The 1,148-nt window shown below is 63.8% G+C and carries 1 protein-coding gene; it reads right to left on the bottom strand.

Going from position 1 to position 1,148, the window contains the following annotated elements; translation table 11 throughout:
* A partial coding sequence (locus AC1DLB_RS30595) for a VCBS domain-containing protein (RefSeq protein ID WP_477786354.1) occupies nt 1–1,148 on the bottom strand: 1,148 nt, incomplete at both ends.

The following is a 1,148-nucleotide window of genomic DNA, read 5'->3' as shown; positions in this document are numbered from 1 at the left end:
CTCTCGCCGGCCTGCAGCGATTGCACGGCACTGGCGACACCATCGGTGCCATTGGCCAAGGTGTAGGTCCACTGACCGGTGCCGTCGACGGCGATTGAGCCATAAGTGCCGGTATTGGACCCGGCAATGCTCCAGGTGGCGGTAGCATCGTGGTCGATGTCGCTCGAGCTGAACTGGCCACTGACGCTGAGGGTGGTGTCTTCCTGCACCGCACCCAGCTCATTGCCCGACGCGAAGCTGAGCACGGGCGCATCGTTGCTGCCGGTGACGGTGACAGTCACCTGCTGGGTGTCGACGCCGCCCAGGCCATCACTGACCTGCACGCTGAACACTTCGTTGTGAGTCTCGCCGGCCTGCAGCGACTGCACGGCACTGGCGACACCATCGGTGCCATTGGCCAAGGTGTAAGTCCACTGACCGCTGCTGCTGTCGACGGCGATCGAGCCGTAGCTGCCGGTGTTGGACCCGGCAATGCTCCAGGTCGCGGTGGCTGCATGGTCGATGTCGCTTGAGCTGAATTGGCCGCTGACGCTGAGCGTGCTGTCTTCCTGCACTGCACCAAGCTCGTTGCCGCTCGCGAAGCTGAGTACCGGTGCGTCATTGCTGCCGGTGACAGTGACGGTCACCTGCTGGGTGTCGACGCCGCCGAGGCCATCGCTGACCTGGATGGTGAACACTTCATTGTGASTCTCGCCGGCCTKCAGAGATTGCACGGCACTGGCGACACCATCRGTGCCATTGGCCAACGTGTAGGTCCATTGGCCGCTGCCGTCGACGGCGATTGAGCCATAAGTGCCGGTGTTGGACCCGGCAATGCTCCAGGTGGCGGTAGCATCGTGGTCGATGTCGCTCGAGCTGAACTGGCCACTGACGCTGAGGCTGCTGTCCTCCTGCACCGCGCCGACATCGTTGTCGCTGGCGAAGCTGAGTACGGGGGCGTCATTGCTGCCGGTGACGGTGACAGTCACTTGCTGGGTGTCGACGCCGCCCAGGCCGTCGCTGACCTGGATGGTGAACACTTCATTGTGAGTCTCGCCGGCCTGCAGCGATTGCACGGCACTGGCAACGCCATCGTGCACGGCACTGGCAACGCCATCGGTGCCGTTGGCCAGGGTGTAAGTCCATTGGCCGCTGCTGTCGACGGCGAT

The organism is Pseudomonas sp. 05N434, from assembly GCF_056396965.1.
Note: the sequence above shows the minus strand (reverse complement) of the source record. Positions and strands in the feature narration are given on the sequence as shown.